Below are 25604 nucleotides of genomic sequence, written 5' to 3' on the forward strand. Positions count from 1 at the left end.
CAGCAGGACGACCTTAAAAAATCCTATATCTCACAACCATTCTCATCACAAACCGCATCATCATTTTGATTTAATGAAGTAAGTGTGGTTTTAGGTTGAACTTCTTTCCATTCCGTAAAACTTTGGGTAAGTGCATCGGTAAAAGCCTGAACAGGTTGAGCGCCAGAAACACCGTATTTGCGATCCATTACAAAATAAGGTACTCCACGAATGCCTAAATTCTGGCTTTCATAAATATCATAACGAACAGCTTCAGCAAATTCATCCCCATTTAAAACTGCTGTTGCTTCATCCTTATCTAAACCGATTTTTACGGCAAGATCAATCAAAACATCAGTTTCGCCAATATTTCTACTGTTCACAAAATGAGCTTCAAACAGCTTTTCTTCTGCTAAATCCTGAAGGCCGTGTTTTGCCGCCAAATGGATCAAACGATGTGCATTAAAAGTATTTGCAGGGATATTGGTGTCAAAATCAATGGTTAAACCAGCATTTGCAGCCATATCAACCACTTGTTTTGTCATTTGTTTAGCTTGCTCAACCGGCATACCTTTACTTCTCGAAAGGTAATCGTAAACCGTTTCGTTATTCGTATTATGGTATTCAGGGTTAAGCTGAAAACTCTTCCAATCTATTTCAATCTCGTTTTTGAAGGGCAATTTTTCAATCGCCTGTTCAAAACGTCTTTTCCCGATATAGCAAAACGGACACATTACGTCCGACCAGATTTCTACTTTCATAACACAAAATTAAGGTGATTATGATTGGCTATGGTAAGGCCAAAGTAAAAAGCCACTATCGTTTAGGATAGTGGCTTTTCATATCAATTGTCATCCTGAGCCTGCCGAAGGAGGTTATTTATACAACTGGTTAAATATCAGTTTAAAAGTACCATGCGTTTGCGCCCTGAACGCAATCTCCGGTCCGAAGGCAAGCAACTTTCCTTTTCCAACCTTTGCTTCAAAAGCTGTTACCCCATCCTGCAGGTAAGCCTGGCCCCAGGCCCATCCACTGCGCAGCGGAGTGGCACTTTCGAACCACATTAACGGTTTAACCTTACCCGATGCAATAGCATCGCCTGTGAGCTTAAAAACCGGGCTATTATCAAAGTATACATCTGCTTCTTTTTCCATGCCCCAGTTGGTAGGGAGAGTAGTATCTACACCTACATTTAACACGCTTCCTGGAACATAATATTTTTCAACAGGCAATCTTTTTTCTTCCCCGTTTACAATTTCTACCATCGCATTACGTACTGGCAGGTTTAAGTGATAAGCCAGATTGGTGCTGCTGCCGATGGTTACAATATTACCGCCAGCTTCTAAAAACTTCCTCAATTCAGGGATCGATTTATCAGCGGTAATCCTGCCCAATCGGTTTCTAAATTCCTGAGGGATTTCATCTGCCTTCGGTCCGAAAGACCTGTTTCCACCGCCTCCAGCTTGAACAGATGGAATTGCACCGCCCACAAAAACAATTACATCAAATTTTGATTTTAAGTTCCCGGCATCAATATCCTGAGGATAAATTACCGTGGCATTATAGTGGTACTGCTCCATTAAAAAGCGAACCCAACCTGATGCCATAGAGCCTCCGTAGGTATCCCAAAGCGCAATTCTGGCTGTAGATATCTTAATTTTATTCTTAGGCGCAGATGCTGTTTTTAGTTTGATGTTTGCTTTTTCCAAAATTGATTTTCCGGCAGAAGAAACATAAAAATCGCCGTTTTCCGTAGAGCGGTACACTTCAACCTTATTCTTTAACAAATCATTAACTGTGGTATAAGAATCGTTTTGTGCTGCACTTAACACATAACCCGATCCATTTGGCAGTTTATTTTCTGGTTTCAGCAATTCTCCATAAGGTGTTTTTGTAAACGGACCAGAAAAATCATCCAGGATACGGTCAAACTTTACATCCATCAGGTAGGCTAAAGTCCAGCCAGCGGCATCATATGGTGGAATTGGTGCACCACCCTCATATTTAAAATCATTTGGATGATCCTGTGGCTCGAACATATCCAAAACATGCGGACGGAAAGCCTGATCGGTTTTAACCACATAACTTCCGGCAGGATAATTTTTACCTGCAACAGCGAACGGAGCACTTGCTTTTTGTACAACAATACCGGTTCTGATCAGGGCATTTAAAAATTTGATTGCCGAATTAAAATCAGGTTGATCGGCACTTAAAATATAGCCACGTGGGTCTCTGTTCAAAGGTGCTTTCATCACGGTATCAAAAGCTTTCATGCTAATCTGCCTCCTGGGGCCAAAATCGGCATCACTTCCGGCAACAGTAGTACTTTTTTCATTTTTTGCGGCATTATTAATGGCTTCGATTTTCTTTGGCGAGAAAGACCAGGTATCTTTTTTACCCCGTTCGATCGAGTTTCGGCCCATCTGGTAAATGTTATACAACAACTCGTCGCGGTAACGTTGTGCATAGCTCAAAACGGCATAGTTTAACGAAACCGAATAATCTATAGAGTTTTTAAAATACCATTTTCTTGGCGTAATTGGGTTTGGCGAATCTCCGCTTGGCAATAAACGCGAAGGTACTAAAGGAATTTCGGAAGGGGTAGGGTTACCAATAATTTCGGTTAAAAGCCCAACCATGTTATGGAAATAGGTTGTAGTTCTCAATCCACCGTTGTACCAGGTAGAGTAAACCGAACCTCCGCGTTGGGTATAACCCGGTTTATTTTCTACGTTCATCCTGTTGTGCATGGCAGCGCCAACAGCATCTAAACTTGTTAAGATGGTTGGATCGAAAACATAATTAAACGGATCGCGGTAAGGCGGCCCTGCTACAACTGTACCGACCGGACCAGCCTGATGGTGATTGTACATTATCTGCGGGATCCATTCTATAAAAAGCTGACGGCCGATATTCTGCGTTTCTTTAAGGTTTAGCATAAAGAAATCGCGGTTATTATCATGTCCAGCATATTTTTCGTATAGAACAGGCAGTCCGGAAGTTGTCCTTTTCTTTGGGTCTTTATCCCGCATATACCAATTGCTTACCAGCTCCTGTCCATCGGGATTAGCATGTGTAAATAAAATAATCACATTATCCAAAATGCGCAGGGTTTCGGCATCTGTTCTTGAAGCAAACTCATATACAGTTTCGATCAATTGATGCGCGCCAACCACCTCATTTGCATGCAGCCCGCCATCAATCCACACAACAGCTTTACCCTCTTGAGCCAATACTTTCGCCTGCTCTGGGGAAATTTCGGCATGCGCCAATTGTTGTGAAATTTCTTTATAACGGTCTAATTTCTTCAGGTTTTCGGGTGAAGAAACAATCAGCATATATTGACTTCTGCCTTCTTCGGTTTTGCCGATATCAACCAGTTTTACACGGTTTGAGCTTGCCGCAAGTTTTTTAAAATAAGCTTCTGTTTGGGTATAATTGGCCAGTTGATAATCATCGCCGATATCGAAACCGAAGTGCGATTTTGGCGTTGGTACCTCCTGCGCCATCACTGCATAACTATTTACCATTAAAAAAGCAATGCAAAGCCCTTTAAAGTAGTTTTTTATCATAATAAGGAGTTTAGTTGGTAATCAAATATAACAGACAATCGGTTTCAAAAACGGCTTGCTGTAAATTTGTTACAAGCAGGTTATGGGCTTAATACATCAACCAGGGATAAAAATATTATTAATGGAAATTTGCCAATGCTTTTTACAGCACCTATATTTAGCCCATGACCCTAGCAGAAAGAATAGAAAATTCAAAAACCAGCATTTTTAAAGCTGTTTTCCCAAATACGACTAACCATTACGATACCCTTTTTGGCGGTACAGCCATGCACTTAATGGACGAAGTTGCCTTTATTACCGCTACGCGTTTTAGCCGCCAGATTATGGTAACGGTAAGTAGCGACCGGATTGATTTTAAAAAACCTATTCCGGCAGGTACTATTGTAGAACTTATCGGGAAGGTTAACCATGTTGGAAATACCAGTTTAAAGGTTAATGTAGAAATTTACATCGAGCAAATGTATGCCGAAGGACGGGAACTGGCGGTACATGGCGATTTTACTTTTGTGGCCATTGATGAAAATAAAAAACCGGTACAGGTAATCAAATAATCTTATAAGCTTTAGCTAAAAAGATATAAAAACCATCTATTCTAAATTTTTAGCTTTGGTTTATGGAACATCAACATTCAGAAGAGGATTTAAAAAATATTGCCAAGCAATTAGGCTGTCCTGAAGGCGAGCATGGCATTAAAACCGGGGAGATGATGCATGCCTCCAATATTGGGATGACCAGCTCGGCCATTGATGCCATCAATCTTCAAAATAATGATGCCGTTTTAGAAATCGGTCATGGCAATGGTGCACATGTTGCTCAATTACTATCAAAGGCCGAAAACCTTATGTATTACGGTGCTGATATTTCGGAAACCATTATTGCCGAAGCAAAAAAAATCAATCAGGATTTTATTGATAAAGGCATCGTTCATTTCAACCTAACAGATGGCAATTACCTCCCTTTTGAAAATGACCGGTTCGATAAAATTTTTACCGTTAATACGATCTATTTCTGGCCGAACCCTGGCGAATACCTTAAAGAAATCAAACGCACTTTAAAACCAAACGGAACCTTTGCCCTGTGCTTTGCGGATAAAACCTTTATGCAGAACCTTCCTTTTACCACTTACGGGTTCACCCTTTATGAGGTAGAAAAAGTAAAAGTACTATTGGAGAATGCGGGTTTCAGGATCAATAACATCCTCAAAAAACTAGAACAGGTGCAAAGTAAAACAGGCGAGCAAGTAGAAAGAGAATATTATGTGGTAGTTGCTTCTGTTCAATAAATTTATTAGGATTATAGTCCTCGTTTGTAACGAGGATTAGCGAGAATAGCGATTGCATCGCTAATAGCACAAACCACATTAAAATGTTAACCTCATCGTACTCGCTTGTAAAGAGTACGATAGATCGGTTTAAACACATTGATATAATCCGTGTTTATCTGCGTAAATCTGTGGCTAAATTTTTCTTTGGTCTTTAATACAAAATTAGGTACAGATACGCATAAACTACCGGTGCAGCCAATAACAAGCCATCAAAACGGTCTAACAAACCGCCGTGCCCAGGCAATAAGCCTCCACTATCTTTCGTATCCAAACTGCGTTTAAGCATCGATTCTACCAGATCACCCAATGTACCAAAGTTTGCAATCAACAAGGCCATGCCTGCCCAAACCCATGCTGGACTTTCGGTAAACCAGAACGACAAAGCAAAAGCAACCAAAACACTCGTAAACATCCCCCCGAAAAAACCTTCCCAGCTTTTCTTTGGCGAGTGGCGTTCGAATAATTTACGCTTACCATACTTCACACCAAAAAGGTAAGCACCGGTATCGTTGGCCCAAAGCATCAGTAAAAAGGCCAGGGGATAATGAAAGTTATATTCATTCCAGCTATGTAAAAAGCCCAAAGCATGAAAAAAGCAAAAAGGAATGGTTACATAAACAAACCCGACAAAAGTGTAAGAGATATTGGCGAATGGAATTTTGTTTTTCTTATACAGTTCGGTAATAAAAACCGAAAAAATCAATGGGATGCAAAGCAACAGGTATTTAACATCATATTTTAGGTAGTGTAAACCTGCAGCCATTAAAAAAATCAAAGCTCCCGCCATTATCCCAATATTCCGGTGCGGACGGATACCCGAATTTTTAATCAGTTTATAAAACTCGAATAAGGATAAAACACTTAGTACAAGGTAAAAAATAGAAAATGTATAACTCCCCAACAGGATAGAGCCAAGCATTACGATGGTAAAAAAGAAAGCGGTTATTGCCCTGGTTTTCATGCTAAAAATGTAAAATGGGAGATGTAAAATGGATCATGTTTAACCTGTTACTCAATTTCATTTTCAACAATATATTCTATGGCTTTATCGAAATCGACCTTATTTACCAAAACATTTATTTCGCCAATATTGTAGGCCGAGAGTTGTTTATTTATCGTAACAGCCGGGATGCCGGCTTCTGTTAATCCCTGTTTTAATACCTCGGCCGCAAAGGCATCGCTGGTGGTATATACTTTAACCCAATTTTCGCTCACGTGTTGCGCTATCTTTAAAAATTTTAAACAAAGCTATGGTAATTATTGCACTAATTAAATAGCCATACCAGGGAAAACCGAGTGGTTCATCAGCTTTATCAAGCGGCATGTTGTGTTTTTGCATATAAAATGCTGCACAAACCGCATAAGCATTGTTTAAAAAGTGCGCAAGCATAGAATACCAGATGTTTCCACTATAATAATATAAATAACCGAAACCTGCCCCCAGGAGCATCCGTGGTACAAAACCGTAAAACTGAACATGGATGGCACTAAAAATAATGGCACACAGCCAAATGGCCAAATGTGGGTTTCCGAAAGCGCGGTTCAACGAACGCTGAACTCCTCCACGGAACATCAGTTCTTCGCCAATGGCCGGTATAACGGCAATCATAATCAGGTTTACAATAAAATCGAAATTACTACGAACGGTGATCAACTGAATGGTCATTTTTGCGGCAGTGGCTTCTTTTTCTTTCATCCACTCCTCAATACGCTTTAAAAAGTCGGGCAAAACCATTTTTTGATTCCAGATAGCCGTCCACTCCATAAAAGGCATACTCAAAATCATAATCGCTAAAACAATTATGGCCAAAGTAAATTTAGGTTGTTTAAAACTGTAAAATCCATTTACTTTTTCTCTTTCTGTCCATGCGAGTGCAATAGGAGGCAAAATAAATGTACCGACGGAACTTAAGATCTGGATCACTTTAAAACCATCAATATATTTCGGATCACCACTCAAAATCAGATACAAATGGCTTAGCATTCCCCAGCCATATACCATCAAAACAATTACAATGGCCAAAATTCCGAACACAAGTCCGCCAATAACTGCGTAAAATAAAAGTAAAAGTAATTGCAAGAATGGATTGATTTCCTCCTTGTTAGGTGTTACAAAATTCATTATTTGTACCTTTGTATGTTTTATTAATCGTTGAAGATAGAAAATGTCTGTTAAGATAGGAAATATTGATTTAGGTGAGTTCCCGTTATTGCTGGCCCCGATGGAGGACGTAAGCGATCCGCCATTCCGTTATGTATGCAAAAAAAACGGGGCTGATATGATGTATACCGAGTTTATTTCTTCGGAGGGATTGATCCGTGATGCGGCAAAAAGTAGACAAAAGCTTGATATTTTCGAATATGAAAGACCAATCGGCATCCAGATTTTTGGTGGTGATATCGAACACATGCGCGAAGCTTCCGAAATTGCTTCTGCTGCAGGGCCAGATCTGGTCGACATTAATTATGGCTGTCCGGTAAAAAATGTGGTTTGCAAAGGTGCTGGCTCAAGTTTGCTTCAGGATATCGATAAAATGGTAAAAATGACAGATGCTGTAGTTAAAGCTTCGCATTTACCTGTTACCGTAAAAACCCGCCTTGGTTGGGACGATAATACCAAAAATGTTTACGAAGTAGCCGAGCGACTTCAGGATGTAGGCATTCAGGCATTAACGATCCATGGCAGAACAAGGGCACAATTATATAAGGGCGAAGCCGATTGGAGCCTAATCCGTGAAATTAAACGTAATCCCCGTATTAAAATTCCGATTTTTGGAAACGGCGATGTAGATAACCCCGAAAAAGCGGCGAACTGGCGCATGGAATACGAGGTTGATGGCATTATGATAGGCCGTGCCGCTATTGGTTACCCATGGATTTTCCGTGAGGTAAAACACTTTTTCCAAACCGGAGAACACCTTGCCGGACCAACCATTGAAGAAAGGATTGAGGTTTGCCGTACCCACTTAGATAAATCGTTGGAATGGAAAGGTCCTAAAACCGGAATTTTCGAAATGCGCCGCCATTATGCCAATTATTTTAAAGGCCTGCCCGATTTTAAACCTTACCGCATGCGTTTGGTGGCAGAGCCCGATATCAATAACATTTACAGCATTTTAGAAGAAGTGGCAGAAAAATTTGCCAACTACGACGCTACCAGGGTAATGGCTTGATTTTTGAAAGGTTTTTTCATACATTCGTTATTATCATGGTTACAGCTATTACAGACGGGGTTAAAGTTTCAGTAGAAACCGTTTACCAGCCAGAATATTCCAATCCGGCCAATGAGCATTTTATGTTCGCTTATCGCGTAGAAATTTCCAATCTTTCTGATTATGCTGTACAATTGATGCGCCGCCAATGGTTAATTTTTGATTCGAACTCCAGCAAAAGAGAAGTAGAGGGAGAGGGTGTTGTTGGCTTACAGCCTGTTATCCAGCCCGGCGAAACACACGTATACGTTTCGGGCTGCAACTTAAAAACCGATATGGGCAGCATGAAAGGGACCTACCTGATGAGACGTGATATCGACGGTTCGGAATTCGATGTAGATATTCCCGAATTTCAGTTAATCGCTCCCTATAAATTGAATTAATCTTTTTATAAATCCAAATTAGCTGATTATTAGTCCTCTTTATTGTTTTATTATACATTTGTAAATCCATTACGGATACCTAACGCCTCGTATTAATAAAATGATCCAGCTAAATCTTCTAGAATTAGTTTTAAAACAGTTTCCTACATTAAATTTCGACCTTAATGATGATATTATCAAGGCTGAAAAGATCCTGAAAGCGGAAGCAAAGCTAGACAGTTCGGTCAAGATCAATGACGTAGAAAAGCTCATCCTCTTTTTAAAAACTTATGGAAACAGGTTTATTACCATTTTAAAAAATAAAAACATCAGTATTATTGTTGCCGGAAAACCCGGTACCGTAAATTTCGCGCCATTAAACTCTGATCAGATCAGTAACGAAACGCTGGAAGAATTTGAACAGGCATTCTCCGAGAATATTTTGGCCTACTTAAAATACTGTATCCGTAATAATAAATGGAATAGCCTAAAAAGCATCTTTATCCATTACCAGTTCCTTGTTGGAAACCTTAACCGTAATGAAATTTACGAAATATTAAAACTGAAAAATCAATCCATTATTTCAGCTCTTCAAAACGATCTGTTTGTAAATTTTGTATCGGCTAATGCCTACGCCGAAGAAATTCAGTATTATTCATGCCTGAGTAGTATTGATGCACATTTTTTTGATGACGATATACTGAGTATCAATAACATCGTAAGTGAAAAACAAAAGACCTCCGTTAACAATAAAATATACCTCGGAAAGATTCTTTATGCAGCAACATTTTTCAGTGCCTATTCTGACAATTTACAGCAGACATTAGAAAACAACAGGCAAATTGCCTTACAGTGGATTCATCCTCAACACCAGATTGCTGAAGACACCTCAGACAACTGGTCGGTTTTAAAAACTATAATTTATATTGTAGCTATCTTCGCTGTTATTATTCTTGCGGTATCAATGGGACGGGCTTCTTTTATTACTCCTTGGATTTTGTGCATTGGCCTGGTGGTCCGGTTGGTAAAGCACATTAACAAATAAGAGAAGCTTGTTATTTTAAACCAAGGGTTCCGTTTTTATCTTCAAAAAAGTTTTTTGGTTTCATCTTAAGCAAATGATAAAGTGAAGTAATAATGGCCTTTAATTCTGCAAAATTGTTTTTATCAATTGCTTTTTTGCCGCTATTAATCAATCTTTTCACTTGGCCTTCATCAGTGTAATCACTCAGTGGCATTGAGGCATAATAGTAAAAAAGTTCGATATAAGAATCGTCATTTTGATAGTAGATTTCGTTGGCAATTTTTTGCAGTTCCCTGGTTTTCGATTTAATAATAGAAGTTTGATTGGAATTCAAAAATTTGATCTCATTTCGGGTAATATTATTGAAAGCATGCTCAATTTTAGGATTCGGCTTTAACAGCAGCTCCGCTCTTATTTCGTCTTTATGCGCCTGATAGGCCTCTATTTCAGATACTACGTTTTTTCGCCTAACGAGGTGATCATAAGTTTGAAAAGCCTTACGTTTACGTTCATCTATATTGTATATTTTATCGGTTAAAAGGTCGCCCTCTACATCAATAAGAACTTTTAGGAGCTCTATTACTTCAATGCGCAGTAATTCCAGTCTTGGCAGGTCGCCTGTTTCAAAGTCGTAATTGTCGATGTTTTCAATTTCGGTTAAAACTTTCTCCAGTTCTTGTTTGATTTTAACAGCAGAAACCTGTTTGGCTGTGGCATTAAACACCTGGTTAATCTCTAAGGTAATGGCCCCAATATAAATATTCACCGTTAAATCTCTTGATTCGCTGATATCAAAATCTATTTCGATGTCTGTACCTTTAAGCAGATTTGATGGTAAATCTGCCGAATCAATTTCCAGATAGCCAATGCAGAGGTTACTGGCAGGACTTGTTTCTGCTTTACCTTCTACGATATTGATAATCAGCTTTTCGCCCGATTCCTTTAAAACCGTTTTAGAAATTGTTTTATAGAGCTTTTTATTAAGCGGTAAAATATCTCCTTTCCTGAATACCTGTTCAAGATAGGTTGTACCTAAAGTATCATCAACTTCAAGGCAAATATCATTGGGAAGTGGTTGCCCGGATATATTGTAAATACCATGATTAATACCAATATGGGCATTCTCATACACCACGGTATGATACTTATCCAAAATTTTGAGGTTAAAAATATTAGTGGTTTTTGGCACCAGCTTTAAAAATTCGCTGAATTTGGAATGAAATGCAATAATACCACTGTCAAAACCACCATCAGTGCGGATAATTCTATAGTAGCCAGAAAATTCGTGATCAACAAAACCGGTTAAAAGTTCTTCATTATCTTTTGAATTCACCTCGTAGGCCAATTTTACATTTTTAAGCGCAGCGGGTAAAGTATCTTTTACAACGGTATTTTGTTTATTCTTGGTTCCGGCATAATAACTTGCTCCTAAAATAATAGCTGTTGTAGGATCAATGGTTGCATCTACATGGGTTTCGAACACCTGCGATAGGGCGGTTCTGATGTATGGTATATAGGTTGTACCGCCCACCAGGATAATCCGGTCTACCTGGCTGTTCCGGATATTATTCTTCTCCAGCAGGTGTTTGGTAAGCTTGATGGTTTCATCAACTTTTGTATGGATAAGCTGGTTAAACTCCTTCCTGGTAATTAAAAGTTCTATATACCGTCCGTCAATTTCTATCTCCACAAAAGCTTCTTCTTTAATGGATAACTCTTTTTTTGCCTCTTCGGCACGATAAAGCAATTCGAAAAAAAGTTTGTTGTAGGTTGTATTTTCGCCATTTACCATCTGTTTCCAAAGGTTTTCCTCCTGCAGCTCTTTTTCGAGTGCAGGACAAAGCAATTTTTCGAGCATAAGATGGTCTATATCCAAACCACCTAAGAAATTATTTCCCTCATGGTCAATAACCTTAAGTTCCCTGTTATCTATACTCACCAGGGCCACATCAAATGTGCCTCCGCCAAAATCGTAAACCAACCAGTTTTTAAGTTCATCAATCGCTATGTTTTGTGCATTTGCATAAGCTAAACATGCTGCAATTGGCTCTTGTAACAGCAATACTTCTTCTATTCCAGCCGCATGCCCGGCCAATTTGGTTGCATTAGACTGTATGGTATCAAATGAAGCAGGAATGGTAATAACTGCAGCAGAAGGCTTTTCTTCGGCAATAAAGCCCAGGAGTTCTTTTAAAATCAATGCTGAAAAATCAATTGCTGTTTTTGTTTCGCTGATATCCGGAATGTGGTATAAATGCGCGCTGCCCATTTTACGCTTAAAACTGGAAAAAACATGATCGGGGTTAACCGTCGTCATTTCGCGGGCCTTATCACCAACCAGTATCCGGTTATTTCTATAAGCAATAACCGAAGGCAGTGTATCTTTAAAACCAACAGGATTTTTAAAGATTGTAACTTTTCCTTCCTGGAACTTACCAATTCCGGAATTGGTTGTTCCTAAATCGATTCCAAAATTTATATTCTCCATCTCTCTAGCCAACAATTACAACTGCTTTCTGAATTAATGTGCGGTTACCTGCTTCTGATCTATAAATAATTGGTTTTAAAACTTTCGTAATTGTTAAAGCCTTATTATGCTCATTCGATAAATTTGCTTCAATTGCAACATCTCTTTCATCATATAGCTGCCCTATAGGATTGATAACGGTATATCCTTCTTGTTCAAGTTCATGATAAATCCGCTGGAAATTTCTTTTAAAAGATAAAAATTCATCGGGTCTTATCTTATTTTCAATTTCGAATATTTGGGTAATGATATCTTTCATCTGAGTAGCCTTATTTAAATTCTTTTCCGAATATACTTTATACGCCCCATTTAAAAAATTTATTCTGAATTATCATTTCAGTTCATTTTACTGAAAAAAAGAAATGCGGCAAGATGTTTCTTACCGCATTTACACTTCCCATAGGTAAAAATTTTAATCCCTGCTTCTTCCAAAAAGCATTGATGCATAATAGAGTAAATTTGCCAGTGCACCAACGGCTGCTACCACATAAGTCATGGCTGCCCACCAAAGTGCATCTTTAGCCTGTCCGTTTTCTTCTCTCGTTTGCATTACACCATTGTTGTTCCTTAACCAGGCCAACGCACGGTTGCTGGCATCAAACTCTACCGGCAACGTAATAATGCTAAATACGGTTACCAACGCCAAGCCCACTACGCCTATGGCCAAAACTATCGGCGTAACCGAAAAGGCCAGCAACATTACACCGAGTAATAATACCCACTGTAAAAGGTTCGATGATATACTCACTACCGGCACCATGGTACTTCTTAAATTAAGCCAACTGTACGATTTTGCATGCTGTACGGCGTGCCCACATTCGTGTGCGGCCACCGCTGCTGCTGCAACGCTACGGCTGTAATATACATCTGTACTTAAATTAACGGTTTTATCTGTTGGATTGTAATGATCTGTTAATTGCCCTTCGGTACTCATCACCTTCACGTCGTATATCCCATTATCATGCAGCATTCTTTCTGCCACCTCTTTGCCCGATAAACCAGAGCTTAATTGCATTTCGGCATACATAGAAAACTTGTTCCTAAAGCGCCACTGTACAAACATGCTCAACAATAATACCGGGATGATTAATATTAAATAAACTCCCATCTTCTTATGTATGTTTTTCAATTCAGCATATATCAAAAAGCGTTCCCATATTATTTAAGAATTAAAAAATAGTACATTTATGGTATGCCAACCGAGCTTTCATACTGGGAAAAAGAATCATTTTTTTGTAATTATGATGCCATCATTATCGGCAGCGGTATTGTTGGTTTAAACGCTGCCATCCATCTTAAAAAATCGCTTCCCACTTTAAAAATAGCAGTACTCGAAAGGGGATTTTTACCAAGCGGTGCCAGCACTAAAAATGCAGGTTTTGCCTGTTTTGGAAGCATTTCGGAACTGATTGAACAGGAAGAGATGATCGGCGCCGAAAGGCTTGCGGCACTGATTGAAAAACGTTGGAAAGGCCTGCTTAAACTGCGCAGTTTATTGGGCGATAACACCATCGATTACCAATGTTTAGGCAGCTACGAATTATTTAAAAATAGCGACAGTTCTTTGTCCCATACAAGTGTATCCAAAATTGAACATTTTAATGGTATCGTTAAAGATATTGTTGGTGCTGATGCTTTTGGCTTAAATTCAAAAAAAATAAAATCCTTCGGTTTTAAAGGTGTAGATACATTGATCGAAAACCGCTACGAAGCGCAGATTGACAGCGGCAAAATGATGCTGGCTTTAATCCAATATGCACAGCAGCTCGGCATCAGTATTTTTAATAATTGTGCGGTAGAACGGATTGAAGAAAATACCCAGGATCTTCTTTTAATTACCCCAAATGGAAATTTTTTATGTAAACGGCTTATTGTAACCACCAATGCTTTTATAAAAGACCTTTATCCGGATATCAATATTAGGCCAGGTCGTGGTCAGGTTTTAATTACCAAACCCATTAAAAATTTAAAAGTGGCCGGTACTTTCCATTACGATAAGGGTTATTACTATTTCAGGAACATCAATAATAGGATATTGTTGGGCGGCGGCAGGAATATAGATTTTAAAGCTGAAGAAACAGCTCAATTTGGGCAAACCGAAAGTGTTCAGCAAGCACTTGAAGATTTACTTAAACACATAATCCTGCCAAAAACCGATTTTAAAATCGACTATCGCTGGAGCGGAATTATGGCCTTTGGAAAAACACTTGAACCTTTTATAGAAGAAATCAGGCCAAATGTATTCTGTGCCACAAGGTGCAATGGTATGGGGGTTGCCATAGGCTCACAAACAGGAGAAGATGTGGCAGAGCTTCTTTTAAGGAGTTTATAATTTATCCATTTCAGCCTTCATGAGCTTTATCTTTTGAGCATATTGATCTTCTGGTTTACTATTCATTGCAACTTCATCAGCCCAATAATTAAATTTCTGCTTATTTTTTAAAAGATAGTAATGATAAGCTATGTTATGCGCCATTTCACTTTTCGAATAGCTTTCAAAACACCATTTAGCCGCATTTTTATATGTTTCTTCTGCATCTGTTAATTTAATATTCAATTGTGCATAAACAAGTTCGCGATGTAGCAAACAATCTTCAGGATGTTCAATAATGGCCTGCTTTAACAAAACCACTGCCTTATCGTATTGCTTTAATACGTTGTATGCAAAAGCAAATTCAAAAATCAACCCATTGTATTTCGGATTGATTGTCTTTACTTTCTCCAAATATACCAATGCTTTATCTGCAAGGTCCCATTGATTGTATACAAATCCTAATCTAAAAAGCCGGTTAACGTCATTTTCGTTTGTTTTATATGCTTTTAACCAATCTGGGGTTTCCTGTATCTGGAGTTCACTAAATTTAGAGCTAGGAATAAGTGCAGCCAAAACTTTTGTAGGTGGAATCCGATGCTTCACCATAGAATTCCTAATTTTATCGGCTACAAATTGGCCTTTTTCGTCAATTTTAAATGTTCCTTCAACATTAAGGGTTAAGCCGGCTTCGTTATCCAAATAAATAAATCCGAAATTATAAGTGCCGTCATTGTTCATTGGAAAAGCAACCCACTTATCCTCACAATTAATTAATGAATGATTAAATTGCAGTTCTGTTTGAGCTTTTGATCCGATAGACCAAAGAAGGAGAAGTGTTAAGATATATTTCATATTGAGAGTTATGCGTTAACAGAGTATTTGTTTATACTAAATATAGAAATTTATTCAACCGTCAACAAATTCGGTATTATTTTCTTTTTAACCGCAAAATCAGCATAGTTTACTTCCTATTTTAAAGATCCTTCATTGCATCCGATAGCTATCGGATCGAGATGACAAACAATGGCATAATAGCGAAGTATCAATCCCATCATCCATTTTACTTTTTACATCATTTAAACACCACCGTTTTATTTCCGCTTACAAAAACACGGTCTTCGAAAATCAGCTCCAACGCTTCTAATAACACTTTTTTCTCTATTTCCTTTCCGGCCCTCACCATTTCTTTCACACCGAAATTATGGTCTACATGGTTGGTGTGCTGGGTAATAATCGGCCCTTCGTCCAGATTATCGGTTACAAAATGGGCAGTAGCTCCGATAATCTTTACACCACGCTCAAAAGCCTGCTTGTAAGGATTGGCACCGATAAAAGCCGGTAAAAAGGAGTGGTGGATATTAATGATTTTACCCGAATAATCTTTTACAAAATCGGCCGATAAAATGCGCATAAACTTGGCCAGCACCAGGTAATCTACCTCAAAACGGTTAACAATTTCCTTTATTTCGGCTTCAAATACACTTTTATCCTTATTGTTATGATCAACATAAAAATAGGGAATGCCCAGTTTTTCGGTAAAATCCCTTAAACTTTCATAATTACCGATTACACACTGAACATTTGCACCTAAAGTTTTAAACTGGTTTTTGATCAGTATCTCTGCCAAACAATGGTACTCTTTGGTTACCAGCACAGCAATCTGTTTCTCCTGCTCGGTAATCAGATTTACCTCGGCATCATTTGGCAGGTTTTCTAAAAGTTTGGCCTTCAGTTTATCTGCATCCTCCAGGTTTCCGGTACAGGCAATGCGGGTAAAAAATGCTCTGTTTGCCTCATCCACAAACTCGCGCATGGCAATAATATTGAGCTGATGTGCAGCCAGCACACGAGTGATATTTGTAACCAAACCTACTTGATCGGGGCAGGAGATGAGGACTGTTAATGCGTTCATTTATAAAATACTAATGCCCAATTATAGAAAAATTTTACGGTTTTTTCCTGGATAGATTGACTAATTTTTTTTGGTATATCTATTTTAAATTTCCATTTTTGCTAAAATTTTTATCATTATGGAGATCGTCGGCATTGCTTTACTAATTATTATTTTAATTGTTCTGGTTATTTTATTACTTAAAAAGCCCCAGGCTGCATTATCAATTGTATCAGTAGAAGATTTCGAAAAAATAAAAAACGAAAACGAATCTTTGAAGATCAGTTTGGCCAAAGCCGATGAACGTGTTTCCAATCTAACGGTCGAGAAAGAACATATCACCACCTTGCTTAAACAGGAGCAGCAGCGCTTAATTGAAGAACTACAATCAGAACGCGACAGGCTTGCGGATGCCAACCGCGAACTGGAAAGTACCCGCTCTTTCTACATGGCCGAAAAAGAAAAGCTGGCTGAACAAAAAGTAAGCTTCGAACAGTCGCAACAAAAGCTAAACAAAGATTTCGAGCTGATCGCCAATAAAATATTGGAAGAAAAATCGACTAAATTTATTGAGCAGAACCGTAGCAATCTGGATATTATCTTAAATCCGCTGAAAGAAAACATCAAAGCCTTTGAAGATAAGGTAGAAAAGGTATACAAAGCCGAGTCGGATGAGCGGAACACGTTAAAAGGAGTGATTTCTCTATTAATGGACCAAAGCAAGCAGATCCAGGAAGATGCCAATAATTTAACCAAAGCTTTAAAAGGCGATAGCAAAAAGCAGGGAAACTGGGGCGAGGTAATTTTAGAAAAGGTTTTGGAACGCTCTGGCCTGGTGCGCGATCATGAATACCGCATTCAGGCTTCGCATACATCTGCCGAAGGCAGTCGTTACCAACCCGACGTGGTAATCGATCTCCCGGATGATAAACATCTTATCGTTGATGCTAAGGTAAGTTTGGTGGCATACGAGCGTTCGGTATCTGCAGAGACAGATGAAGAGCGTGAAGGCTATGTAAAACAGCACTTGGCTTCCATTAAGAACCACATCCAGGAACTTTCTTCAAAAAATTATCAGGACCTATATAAAATCAATTCCCCTGATTTTGTGCTCTTGTTTGTTCCTATAGAATCATCTTTCAGTATTGCGGTTCAAAAAGATGCCGAACTCTTCAATTTTGCCTGGGACAGGAGGGTGGTGATCGTGAGTCCATCTACTTTATTAGCCACTCTACGCACCATCGCCAGCATGTGGAAACAGGAACGCCAAAACCGCAACGTAATGGAAATTGCCCGTTTAAGCGGTAACATGTACGATAAATTTGTAGGTTTTGTGGCCGACATGGAAAATATTGGCAAATACATTAAAAATGGGCAGGATGCTTACGATAAAGCGATTAACAAACTATCAGTCGGTGCCGGAAATTTAACAAATACTTCTGAGAAGATTAAAAAACTGGGTGCAAAAGCGACTAAACAGATCGATACAAAGTATCTCGATTTTAATGAAACCCAGGATTTATAGCTTTATTAAAAGTATGAGGCGAAGCCTCTCGATTTTTTGGAAATTTAAAACTTAAAAAGTAATTGAAAAAACCTATAAATTTAGTGATTTTTTAATAAACCCATGATACGTTTTTTTAAAAAATTTTTGATTATATATAAAGTATTGATTTAAAATCCTTTAATTCTTATTAATGAATGTATATTTAACTGAAATAGCTGGGTTATCGGTATATCTCCCATCTGGAGATAACGAAACCTTCACTACAAAAGCTGCTGTTAAATTCTTAACTATTCTATATTGTAAACCAGGTCTAAACAAAAAATGTATTTCAGATAGATCAATGGCTTCCAGCTGATTTTCTACCTGAACATTATTGGTATTGATATAACGCTCAGATTGATTTAACCTTGATTTAAAATACTGGAATCCGGCACCTAAATTAAATCGCAATCTTTTTTCCTCATTCCTAAAAAGATAATTTACAGATATAGGTACCTGAAAACCTTTTAGCTTATAATTCCTTTCATAACTGTTTATTTTATACATTAAATCAGTGCCTTTGAAATTAGAAAATCCCAATTCGAGAAACAAACTGGAATTAATGGATTTTGATAAACCAAGTTCAATCCCCTCTCCAACAAAAGTATTTCCTGTTGAAAAACTGTAGCCAAACAGATTTAGAGCCGGAGAATTGGCCTCTTTGATAACCACATTTGTAGAGCCATAACCAAACTTTACAGATATAATTTCTTTATTACTTTGAGCATGGGAAGCAAGTGTAAAGAAAATAAATACGAGCGTTATTATTTTTTTCATGAAGCGTTAAAAATGAGAAGAGAAAAGGGTTATCAGCTTTTTGGCCAAGGCATTAAAACAGACAACCCATTACCTAACTAACGCTCGTTAGAAACGAGCGTTAGCTGAAATTCATACATTGCAAAATAATTGCAAAAACTTACAAAGTTAGTAATTTTTTAATAAACCCATAGAACGATTTTTTTTGTTTTTTATTTTTCGGAGTGTAGAGCTGTTGTCTGAATTCGTCATGCTGAATTTATTTAAGCATCTTTTAGGCATGATAGACCCTGAAATGAATTCAGGGTGACGATCGCATAAAAAAAATCGTCATCTCGACTGAAGCGTGACCTGTACCGATTCTTCATCGGTAGCGAAATGGAGAAATCTATCTCAAGATAGATTTAGTTTCGCTGAGCACTTACATGGTTCTCGGTTGCGTTTCATTCCGCTTGCGATGACAACAAGTCTTTTCTAAATTGAAAAATAACTGCAAAAAACAAAACAATCATGCTTGCAACCCATAAATAATAACCCGAACAGAAAGAGACAATTTTTCCTGTTGAGCCACTTTCAGAAATCAATATTTCTTTCCAACGTGAAAATGAAATGGCCAGTAAATTGGCGATAATAATAAAGAAAATAGATCCTTTTTTATTTTTAAATAATAAAAATAAAGCAATAAAATACAAAGGATTAGCAAGCCATACCAAAAACTCTGAAGTACCCCCACCCAATATTGCAATACCACCAATTATAAAATGAAGAAACGAGTTACTGGATTCTAAAGCCCTGCCATCGTTTACAACAAAAGCTGGTCTGGTTAACGAAAAAATAAAGAGACCGACACTTAAATAAAGTGCCGGTCTCTTCAAAAGATAATTTAATATTTTCATTTATTTATTAAAAGCATTCCAGCCCTGGGCTTTTAGCTCATGTACTTTTTCTGATTTCGAAACCATTTTACACCCTGAGTTTTTATCTGTAACATGTCCAATCACGGTGATATCTACATCATGTTTCAGTTTTTTATAATCTTCCTGACTGATGGTAAACAAGAGTTCATAATCTTCGCCACCGCTTAAGGCACAAACAGTTGGGTCTAAACCTAACTCACGGGCAGTTTCATAAGTCATCGGATCTAAAGGAATTTTCTCTTCGTAAATCGTAATTCCTTTATCAGATTGCTCTGCCAGATGCAAAATTTCTGAAGCCAAACCATCCGAAACATCAATCATAGAAGTTGGTTTGATATTCAGGTCATCTAAAAGTGCTACGATATCCATCCTTGCTTCGGGCTTTAACTGCCTCTCGATGATGTAATCCTTTCCTTCCAGATCAGGCTGGATCTGAGGATTTTCCAGATAGATCAATTTCTCTCTTTCTAAAATCTGCAGACCTAAATAAGCACCGCCTAAATCACCAGAAACACAAAGTAGATCGTGTTCCTGTGCACCATTTCTGTAAACCACTTTATCAGCATCAGCATAACCGATACTGGTTACACTAATTACCAATCCCTGTTTACTAGAAGAGGTATCGCCACCGATTAAATCGATGTTGTATTTGTTACAGGCCAGTTCAATTCCCTTGTAAATTTCTTCAACAGCCTCTAAAGGAAATTTACTCGACAAACCCAGTGAAACTGTAATCTGACTGGCTTTCCCATTCATGGCATAAATGTCACTCAGGTTAACCTGCACCGCTTTGTAACCCAAGTGCATCAATGGCACATAGGCCAGGTCAAAGTGGATTCCTTCCAACAATAAATCAGTTGAGATTAAGGTCTGTTTTCCTTTTGCATCCAAAACAGCTGCATCATCGCCAACACCTTTTACCGAATAATCGTTTTTAATTTTAAAATTGGTAGTCAGGTGTTTAATTAACCCAAACTCACCTAATTCATTAATATCTGTACGCTCTTTATTTTCAAACATAGTTATATTATAATTGTCGTCTTGCTGCCCCGAACCTTCGCGATCAGCATCTCAATTCAAAAAGACCCTGATCCCGATGTAAAATCGGGACAGGGTGACGGATTTTACATTTTATTTTCCATCCAATTTTTACCTTCTGTAAACCTGGCAATCAACATCGCCGCAACATTATCACCGGTGGCATTTAACAAAGTAGCCATCGGATCAACCAAAGTTCCGATAATCATTGCCGGTGGCAAAGCTTCAGGTGGAAGTTGGTAAGCCGAAATCATCAATAACTCGCCAATATAACCACCATTTGGTATTCCACCCTCTACTATACTCACCAAAACAGTTATGCCCAAAGCTAAAATAATGGTATCTACATGTACTAAATCTTTACCAAAAATGGCAAAAACAACTGCAATTTTTATAATGGAACTGATGCTAGAACCATCTTTATGTAGCGTAGATCCCAAGGGAATGGTTACATTTGTGATATATGCCGGCACCCCCATCTTTGTGGTCCCCTCCAAATTTGCCGGAATAGTAGCAATGCTGCTACAGGTTCCGATTGAAGTTAAGGAAGGCACAATATTATTTTTCCAGAACACTTTTATGGCTTTAAACCCACCTGCAACAAAAGCGTATAAAGTGAAAAAAACAATAAAATAAAATGCGCCAACCCCATAATACAGACCTAATGCCTTTGCGTAGGTACCAAAAAGCTGTGGACCAAAAACCCCAACCTGATAGGCAAAATAGGCACCTAAACCTATCGGACCAAGTTTCATTATCAAAATGATGAGCCTTTTCATCACTTCATTGCCGGAAACCAGGAACTTTTTAAATCCTTCGCCTTTTTTTTCTGCATATAGGGTAGAAAAACCAACTAAAACCGAAAAAATAATCAGCGCGAGCATATTTTTTCTGCTACCGATCTCAAAAAACTCCCCAACAGTAAAAAGTTGGGTCATCTGTTCTCCAAATGATTGTATTTTTTCGGGTTCGGTAGGTAAAGTTGCATTTCCCAATTGCTGATGGATCGGAAAAATCCAGGTGGCCACTAAGGTCAAAACTGCTGAAATCAATATGGTAGCCAGGAAAACCAAAACCATTACGGTTAATAATCGCCCCAGTTTTTTACTCCTGTCGATATTTGCAATGGCTGATGAAACCGCAAAAAATACCAATGGAATAACAGCTGTAAACAACAGGTTCAAAAATATATCACCAAGGGGTTTTATACTTTCAACACTTTTCCCAAAAATCAATCCCACAATACTCCCCACAGTTATGCCCGCCAAAAGCCATAACAAACCAGAGTAATTTTTAAGAATGTTGTTTTTTTCCATAAATTTTTAATTAGACATCCGAAGTTTCCAAAGGCCCAAAGCCGGCAAAACTTCGGATGTCTTTACGCGTTACAACCCCAGCTCTGCCGAAATATCCAACATGCGTTGGATCGGTTTAACTGCCTGTTCAATAATATGTTGTGGAACCGTAACTTCAGGCAAACCGTTTTTAATACATAAATATAGTTTTTCTAAAGTATTTCTCTTCATATAGGGGCAATCGTTACAGGCACAGCTGTTATTTGGCGGTGCCGGAATAAATGTTTTTGTTGGGTTTGCCTTTTCCATCTGGTGGATAATCCCACTTTCGGTTGCCACAATAAATTCGGTAGCTGGGTTGGTAATGGTATACTTTAACAAACCGGTTGTTGAACCAATGTAATCAGCCATTTTTAAAACCACCTCTTCACATTCGGGGTGGGCAATAAATTTAGCATTCGGGTGGCGTTCTTTCAGTTTTGTAATTTTTTCCTGCGAAAAAATTTCGTGTACCATACAAGCGCCATTCCACAATACCAAATCCCTACCTGTTTTTTTAGCAACGTAAGCGCCCAGGTTGCGATCAGGACCAAAAATGATTTTTTGATCTTTTGGTAAACTCTCCACAATCTGCACCGCATTTGTACTTGTACAAACAATATCACTTAAAGCTTTTAATTCGGCCGTGCAGTTTACATAGGTGATTACCAGGTGATCGGGATATTTTTCCTTAAACTTTCTGAATAAGTGCGGTGGGCAACTATCTGCTAATGAGCAACCTGCTTTTACATCAGGCAATAATACCGTTTTACTGGGCGATAAAATCTTTGCTGTTTCGGCCATAAAATGTACGCCTGCAAACACAATTACATCAGCATCCGTTTTTGCAGCCTCCTGAGATAATCCCAAACTATCGCCAATGTAATCCGCAATATCCTGTATGTCAGGTTCTTGGTAATAATGTGCGAGGATGATGGCATTCTTTTCCTTTTTTAATTTCTCAATCTCTACAAAAAGATCGAGTGTAGGATCAATTTCTTCTTCTGCGAAACCTTTTTTGTTGATTTCTTTTAAGACATCTATGTTCATTTTAAAATTTTCCTTTTTTGAATTTTGACGTTGGTCAAAGATAAAGCTTTCCACGCCTCAATAATTAATAAGTTATTTTAAATAAATAAATCTTGTTTGTTTATTAGTGTGTTAATAATGTTGGCAAGTTCAGAAAATTCTTTCTTTAAGATAAGTTATTAATCGTTTACTAACATTTAGATTACATTTATCTAATATCATAAGTTTGATTTTCAGGCTTATCGAAAATCGTCTCAATTTTTATCAATACTGGAATGTTAATTGTTTATAAGTGGGGAAAAAGTTAATTACTTGTATAAAGCTGCTTAAAAATTGCGCAAAAGATTGTGGCAAATTGTGTTTTTAGAGTAGCTTTAAACATTCAAATTTATTTGTTAGGATAATTTAGACATGGAGTTAACATTTATTAACTAGTTGTTAACATCGTGGATAAAGTAAATGTTTTTATTAATGAGGAAAGTAGATTTTCTGGTAATCGGTTCAGGTATAGCGGGTTTGAGTTTTGCACTTAAAGCTGCAAAGTTTGGTAAGGTTTTAATTGTTACGAAGTCGAATGAAGACGAATCGAATACAAAATACGCCCAGGGCGGCGTTGCGGTTGTGGTAGATAAAGGTGATTCTTTTGAAAAACATATTGAAGATACACTGATTGCAGGCGATGGTTTATGCGACGAAAAAATTGTGGAAATCGTTGTAAAAGAGGGGCCTCAGCGTATTCAGGAGATCATTGATTATGGTATTAACTTCGATAAGGACAACTCTGGTTTTTATGATTTAGCGAAGGAAGGCGGGCACTCTGAGCACCGCGTTCTCCACTATAAAGACATCACCGGTTATGAGATAGAAAGGGTGTTGCTAAATGAAATTCATGAGAATAACAACATAGAGATATTAACACATTACTTCGCATTGGAGTTGATAACACAGCACCACTTAGGTGAATTTGTTGATAAGCGTACCGAAGATATTAACTGTTATGGGATATATGCCTTTAACACAGAGCTTAACGATGTGGAAAAGATTGTAGCAAATGTTACTGTAATGGCTTCGGGTGGTGCGGGCCACGTGTATTCGGCTACAACAAATCCGGTTATTGCAACAGGCGATGGTATGGCGATGGTTTACCGTGCAAAAGGAAAAGTGAGGAATATGGAGTTTATACAGTTCCACCCAACGGCTTTATATCATCCTGGAGAGTATCCATCGTTCCTGATTTCGGAAGCTGTTAGAGGTTTTGGAGGCGTTTTAAGACGTAAAAATGGCGAAGAATTTATGCATGAATACGATGAACGTAAATCGCTTGCTCCGCGTGATATTGTGGCCCGTGCAGTGGATAACGAAATGAAAAAATCGGGCGATGACTTTGTGTACCTGGATATTACAATGCGTAAGAAAGCAGATATTTTAAAACACTTTCCTAATATATATGCCAAGTGTTTATCAATAGGGATTGATATGACGAAAGATTATATCCCGGTTACACCTGCCTCTCATTATATGTGTGGCGGTATCCTGGTTGATGAATACGGACGTTCTTCTATAAAAAATCTATATGCCTGTGGAGAATGCTCTTCAACAGGTTTACATGGTGCTAACCGATTGGCTTCCAATTCTTTACTTGAAGCTACAGTTTTTGCACACCGCATTTACCAGGATGCAATTGAAAACTTTAAAAATAATGTTATTCCAGATCAGATTCCTGAGTGGGATTCAAAAGGCGTTACGCAAAGCAACGAAGACGTGCTGGTAACGCACAACTTAAGAGAGCTGCAAAAAATTATGGGCGATTATGTAGGTATTGTACGTTCCGATTTCCGTTTGGAAAGGGCACATCGCCGTTTATTCCTGATTTATCAGGAAACTGAAGAATTTTATAAAAAAAATAAAGTATCGGTTAAACTTTGTGAGTTGCGAAATGTAATCCAAACGGCTTATCTGGTGATTAAATCGGCCATGCAGCGTAAAGAGAGTAGGGGTTTGCATTTTACAACCGATTATCCGGAACATGCTAATGAACTGGTAGATACTGTTTTTTAAATAATGTCGTCATGCTGTCCCGATTTTATATCGGGATCAGCATCTAACATGCGAGATAAACAATACTTTAAAAGACCCTGAAATAAATTCAGGGTGACGTAAAATAATATTATGCCTTTAATACTGCCTGTAAAAAATAAATATCCTGAAATAGGAAAAGATAATTTCATCGCTGAGAACGCAACCATCGTTGGTGATGTGGTGATTGGTGATAAATGTTCCGTATGGTTTAATGCTGTAATCAGAGGGGATGTAAATGCCATTACCATCGGAAATGAGTCTAATATACAAGATGGTGCAGTAATCCATGCAACGTACTTAAAAGCCTCTACACATATTGGTAATCGTGTATCAGTAGGACACAATGCCATTGTACATGGCTGTACTGTTCAGGATAATGTTTTGATAGGCATGGGGGCTATTGTAATGGATCATGCCATTATTGAAGAGTACTGTATCATAGCAGCTGGTTCAGTTATTTTGGAGAATACGATATGCGAAACAGGTTATTTATATGCCGGTACGCCTGCTAAAAAAATAAAGCCCATTACTGAGGAGCAAAGGGCTTTATTGAATAAATTGCCTGATAATTATATCATGTATTCGGGCTGGTTTACCCAATAATGTACGTCATTTCGACTGAAGTTTTTTACTTGTAGCCGTCATGCTGAATTTATTTCAGCATCTTTCCTGCAAGATAGACCCTGAAACAAGTTCAGGG

At 38.2% G+C, this 25604-nt stretch carries 24 protein-coding genes; 9 read left to right on the forward strand and 15 right to left on the reverse strand.

Annotated features, from left to right (window positions below):
- Positions 1-23: 23 nt before the first annotated feature.
- Positions 24-740 (reverse strand): DsbA family oxidoreductase, encoded by a 717-nt coding sequence (locus B2V92_RS18995; protein WP_293311167.1) that lies wholly within the window; start codon positions 738-740, stop codon positions 24-26.
- A gap of 114 nt (positions 741-854) precedes the next feature.
- Positions 855-3551 (reverse strand): M14 family metallopeptidase, encoded by a 2697-nt coding sequence (locus B2V92_RS19000; RefSeq protein WP_293311169.1) that lies wholly within the window; start codon positions 3549-3551, stop codon positions 855-857.
- Positions 3552-3715: 164 nt separating this feature from the next.
- On the opposite strand from B2V92_RS19000, the gene B2V92_RS19005 reads away from it, so the two are divergent.
- Together B2V92_RS19005 and B2V92_RS19010 are read left to right on the forward strand one after the other, a co-directional pair.
- A complete protein-coding gene (locus tag B2V92_RS19005) occupies positions 3716-4102 on the forward strand; it encodes an acyl-CoA thioesterase (protein ID WP_090497417.1) in 387 nt (128 codons plus the stop codon).
- Positions 4103-4164: 62 nt separating this feature from the next.
- On the forward strand, positions 4165-4833 hold the full coding sequence (locus B2V92_RS19010) for a class I SAM-dependent methyltransferase (protein WP_293311174.1): 669 nt from the start codon (positions 4165-4167) through the stop codon (positions 4831-4833).
- 193 nt (positions 4834-5026) lie between these two features.
- On the opposite strand, the gene B2V92_RS19015 is transcribed toward B2V92_RS19010, so the two are convergent.
- From B2V92_RS19015 to B2V92_RS19025, 3 genes are read right to left on the reverse strand one after another with little or no spacing between them, the layout of a single operon-like run.
- The gene (locus tag B2V92_RS19015) at positions 5027-5836 is read right to left on the reverse strand and encodes a phosphatidate cytidylyltransferase (protein WP_293311176.1); all 810 of its coding nucleotides are present in this window, start codon (positions 5834-5836) and stop codon (positions 5027-5029) included.
- Between the two features lie 47 nt (positions 5837-5883).
- On the reverse strand, positions 5884-6090 hold the full coding sequence (locus B2V92_RS19020; protein ID WP_029274925.1) for a putative signal transducing protein: 207 nt from the start codon (positions 6088-6090) through the stop codon (positions 5884-5886).
- Complete coding sequence (locus B2V92_RS19025; RefSeq protein ID WP_293311180.1) at positions 6071-6997, reverse strand: CPBP family intramembrane glutamic endopeptidase; 927 nt, start codon at positions 6995-6997, stop codon at positions 6071-6073. Before B2V92_RS19025 ends, B2V92_RS19020 begins: the two co-directional genes overlap by 20 nt.
- Before the next feature lie 43 nt (positions 6998-7040).
- Between B2V92_RS19025 and dusB the strand changes: the two genes are divergently transcribed.
- From dusB to B2V92_RS19040, 3 genes are all read left to right on the forward strand, one after another.
- Positions 7041-8048, forward strand: coding sequence for a tRNA dihydrouridine synthase DusB (gene dusB, locus B2V92_RS19030; protein WP_293311182.1), 1008 nt, complete (start codon positions 7041-7043; stop codon positions 8046-8048).
- A gap of 35 nt (positions 8049-8083) precedes the next feature.
- Complete coding sequence (gene apaG, locus B2V92_RS19035; protein ID WP_293311184.1) at positions 8084-8470, forward strand: Co2+/Mg2+ efflux protein ApaG; 387 nt, start codon at positions 8084-8086, stop codon at positions 8468-8470.
- A 100-nt stretch (positions 8471-8570) separates the two neighbouring features.
- On the forward strand, positions 8571-9494 hold the full coding sequence (locus tag B2V92_RS19040; protein WP_293311186.1) for a hypothetical protein: 924 nt from the start codon (positions 8571-8573) through the stop codon (positions 9492-9494).
- 10 nt (positions 9495-9504) lie between these two features.
- Here the strand turns inward: B2V92_RS19040 and B2V92_RS19045 are convergent, their stop codons facing one another.
- The 3 genes from B2V92_RS19045 to B2V92_RS19055 all read right to left on the reverse strand — a co-directional run bounded on the left by B2V92_RS19045 (position 9505) and on the right by B2V92_RS19055 (position 13108).
- A complete protein-coding gene (locus B2V92_RS19045) occupies positions 9505-11961 on the reverse strand; it encodes an Hsp70 family protein (protein ID WP_293311188.1) in 2457 nt (818 codons plus the stop codon).
- Between the two features lie 4 nt (positions 11962-11965).
- Positions 11966-12259, reverse strand: coding sequence for a hypothetical protein (locus B2V92_RS19050; RefSeq protein WP_293311190.1), 294 nt, complete (start codon positions 12257-12259; stop codon positions 11966-11968).
- Positions 12260-12412: 153 nt separating this feature from the next.
- On the reverse strand, positions 12413-13108 hold the full coding sequence (locus tag B2V92_RS19055; RefSeq protein WP_113950151.1) for a zinc metallopeptidase: 696 nt from the start codon (positions 13106-13108) through the stop codon (positions 12413-12415).
- An 84-nt stretch (positions 13109-13192) separates the two neighbouring features.
- On the opposite strand from B2V92_RS19055, the gene B2V92_RS19060 reads away from it, so the two are divergent.
- Positions 13193-14332 carry an NAD(P)/FAD-dependent oxidoreductase gene (locus tag B2V92_RS19060; protein ID WP_293311194.1) on the forward strand — a complete coding sequence of 380 codons (1140 nt, stop codon included), beginning with the start codon at positions 13193-13195 and terminating at the stop codon, positions 14330-14332.
- Here B2V92_RS19060 and B2V92_RS19065 read toward each other — a convergent pair.
- Together B2V92_RS19065 and purU are read right to left on the reverse strand one after the other, a co-directional pair.
- On the reverse strand, positions 14327-15166 hold the full coding sequence (locus B2V92_RS19065; protein WP_293311196.1) for a tetratricopeptide repeat protein: 840 nt from the start codon (positions 15164-15166) through the stop codon (positions 14327-14329). The genes B2V92_RS19060 and B2V92_RS19065 overlap by 6 nt on opposite strands.
- 220 nt (positions 15167-15386) lie before the next feature.
- Positions 15387-16226 (reverse strand): formyltetrahydrofolate deformylase, encoded by an 840-nt coding sequence (gene purU, locus B2V92_RS19070; RefSeq protein ID WP_293311198.1) that lies wholly within the window; start codon positions 16224-16226, stop codon positions 15387-15389.
- A 118-nt stretch (positions 16227-16344) separates the two neighbouring features.
- Here purU and rmuC point away from each other — a divergent pair, with 118 nt between their 5' ends.
- On the forward strand, positions 16345-17730 hold the full coding sequence (gene rmuC, locus B2V92_RS19075; protein ID WP_293311200.1) for a DNA recombination protein RmuC: 1386 nt from the start codon (positions 16345-16347) through the stop codon (positions 17728-17730).
- A 159-nt stretch (positions 17731-17889) separates the two neighbouring features.
- On the opposite strand, the gene B2V92_RS19080 is transcribed toward rmuC, so the two are convergent.
- The 5 genes from B2V92_RS19080 to nadA all read right to left on the reverse strand — a co-directional run bounded on the left by B2V92_RS19080 (position 17890) and on the right by nadA (position 22888).
- Complete coding sequence (locus tag B2V92_RS19080; RefSeq protein ID WP_293311202.1) at positions 17890-18528, reverse strand: outer membrane beta-barrel protein; 639 nt, start codon at positions 18526-18528, stop codon at positions 17890-17892.
- A 422-nt stretch (positions 18529-18950) separates the two neighbouring features.
- A complete protein-coding gene (locus tag B2V92_RS19085) occupies positions 18951-19403 on the reverse strand; it encodes a hypothetical protein (protein ID WP_293311204.1) in 453 nt (150 codons plus the stop codon).
- A complete protein-coding gene (gene thiL / locus B2V92_RS19090) occupies positions 19404-20444 on the reverse strand; it encodes a thiamine-phosphate kinase (RefSeq protein WP_293311206.1) in 1041 nt (346 codons plus the stop codon).
- A 104-nt stretch (positions 20445-20548) separates the two neighbouring features.
- Positions 20549-21778, reverse strand: a complete 1230-nt coding sequence (locus B2V92_RS19095) for a dicarboxylate/amino acid:cation symporter (RefSeq protein ID WP_293311208.1) — start codon at positions 21776-21778, stop codon at positions 20549-20551.
- A gap of 69 nt (positions 21779-21847) precedes the next feature.
- Positions 21848-22888: a quinolinate synthase NadA gene (gene nadA / locus B2V92_RS19100; RefSeq protein WP_414691901.1), complete on the reverse strand. Its 1041-nt coding sequence runs from the start codon at positions 22886-22888 to the stop codon at positions 21848-21850.
- A 408-nt stretch (positions 22889-23296) separates the two neighbouring features.
- Here nadA and nadB point away from each other — a divergent pair, with 408 nt between their 5' ends.
- Positions 23297-24883 carry an L-aspartate oxidase gene (gene nadB / locus B2V92_RS19105; RefSeq protein ID WP_293311212.1) on the forward strand — a complete coding sequence of 529 codons (1587 nt, stop codon included), beginning with the start codon at positions 23297-23299 and terminating at the stop codon, positions 24881-24883.
- A 111-nt stretch (positions 24884-24994) separates the two neighbouring features.
- Entirely contained in the window at positions 24995-25507 is a 513-nt protein-coding gene (locus B2V92_RS19110; protein ID WP_293311214.1) for a gamma carbonic anhydrase family protein, read from the forward strand.
- The last annotated feature ends 97 nt before the right edge of the window (positions 25508-25604 follow it).

This window comes from Pedobacter sp. UBA5917, from assembly GCF_002432345.1.
Lineage (GTDB): Bacteria > Bacteroidota > Bacteroidia > Sphingobacteriales > Sphingobacteriaceae > Pedobacter.

Excerpts from the sequence above, each read along its gene's own strand:
- B2V92_RS18995 (WP_293311167.1), bottom strand. The coding sequence starts at position 740 with ATGAAAGTAGAAATCTGGTCGGACGTAATGTGTCCGTTTTGCTATATC.
- B2V92_RS19000 (WP_293311169.1), bottom strand. The coding sequence starts at position 3,551 with ATGATAAAAAACTACTTTAAAGGGCTTTGCATTGCTTTTTTAATGGTA.
- B2V92_RS19005 (WP_090497417.1), top strand. The coding sequence starts at position 3,716 with ATGACCCTAGCAGAAAGAATAGAAAATTCAAAAACCAGCATTTTTAAA.
- B2V92_RS19010 (WP_293311174.1), top strand. The coding sequence starts at position 4,165 with ATGGAACATCAACATTCAGAAGAGGATTTAAAAAATATTGCCAAGCAA.
- B2V92_RS19015 (WP_293311176.1), bottom strand. The coding sequence starts at position 5,836 with ATGAAAACCAGGGCAATAACCGCTTTCTTTTTTACCATCGTAATGCTT.
- B2V92_RS19025 (WP_293311180.1), bottom strand. The coding sequence starts at position 6,997 with ATGAATTTTGTAACACCTAACAAGGAGGAAATCAATCCATTCTTGCAA.
- dusB (WP_293311182.1), top strand. The coding sequence starts at position 7,041 with ATGTCTGTTAAGATAGGAAATATTGATTTAGGTGAGTTCCCGTTATTG.
- apaG (WP_293311184.1), top strand. The coding sequence starts at position 8,084 with ATGGTTACAGCTATTACAGACGGGGTTAAAGTTTCAGTAGAAACCGTT.
- B2V92_RS19040 (WP_293311186.1), top strand. The coding sequence starts at position 8,571 with ATGATCCAGCTAAATCTTCTAGAATTAGTTTTAAAACAGTTTCCTACA.
- B2V92_RS19045 (WP_293311188.1), bottom strand. The coding sequence starts at position 11,961 with ATGGAGAATATAAATTTTGGAATCGATTTAGGAACAACCAATTCCGGA.
- B2V92_RS19050 (WP_293311190.1), bottom strand. The coding sequence starts at position 12,259 with ATGAAAGATATCATTACCCAAATATTCGAAATTGAAAATAAGATAAGA.
- B2V92_RS19055 (WP_113950151.1), bottom strand. The coding sequence starts at position 13,108 with ATGGGAGTTTATTTAATATTAATCATCCCGGTATTATTGTTGAGCATG.
- B2V92_RS19060 (WP_293311194.1), top strand. The coding sequence starts at position 13,193 with ATGCCAACCGAGCTTTCATACTGGGAAAAAGAATCATTTTTTTGTAAT.
- B2V92_RS19065 (WP_293311196.1), bottom strand. The coding sequence starts at position 15,166 with ATGAAATATATCTTAACACTTCTCCTTCTTTGGTCTATCGGATCAAAA.
- purU (WP_293311198.1), bottom strand. The coding sequence starts at position 16,226 with ATGAACGCATTAACAGTCCTCATCTCCTGCCCCGATCAAGTAGGTTTG.
- rmuC (WP_293311200.1), top strand. The coding sequence starts at position 16,345 with ATGGAGATCGTCGGCATTGCTTTACTAATTATTATTTTAATTGTTCTG.
- B2V92_RS19080 (WP_293311202.1), bottom strand. The coding sequence starts at position 18,528 with ATGAAAAAAATAATAACGCTCGTATTTATTTTCTTTACACTTGCTTCC.
- B2V92_RS19085 (WP_293311204.1), bottom strand. The coding sequence starts at position 19,403 with ATGAAAATATTAAATTATCTTTTGAAGAGACCGGCACTTTATTTAAGT.
- thiL (WP_293311206.1), bottom strand. The coding sequence starts at position 20,444 with ATGTTTGAAAATAAAGAGCGTACAGATATTAATGAATTAGGTGAGTTT.
- B2V92_RS19095 (WP_293311208.1), bottom strand. The coding sequence starts at position 21,778 with ATGGAAAAAAACAACATTCTTAAAAATTACTCTGGTTTGTTATGGCTT.
- nadB (WP_293311212.1), top strand. The coding sequence starts at position 23,297 with ATGAGGAAAGTAGATTTTCTGGTAATCGGTTCAGGTATAGCGGGTTTG.
- B2V92_RS19110 (WP_293311214.1), top strand. The coding sequence starts at position 24,995 with ATGCCTTTAATACTGCCTGTAAAAAATAAATATCCTGAAATAGGAAAA.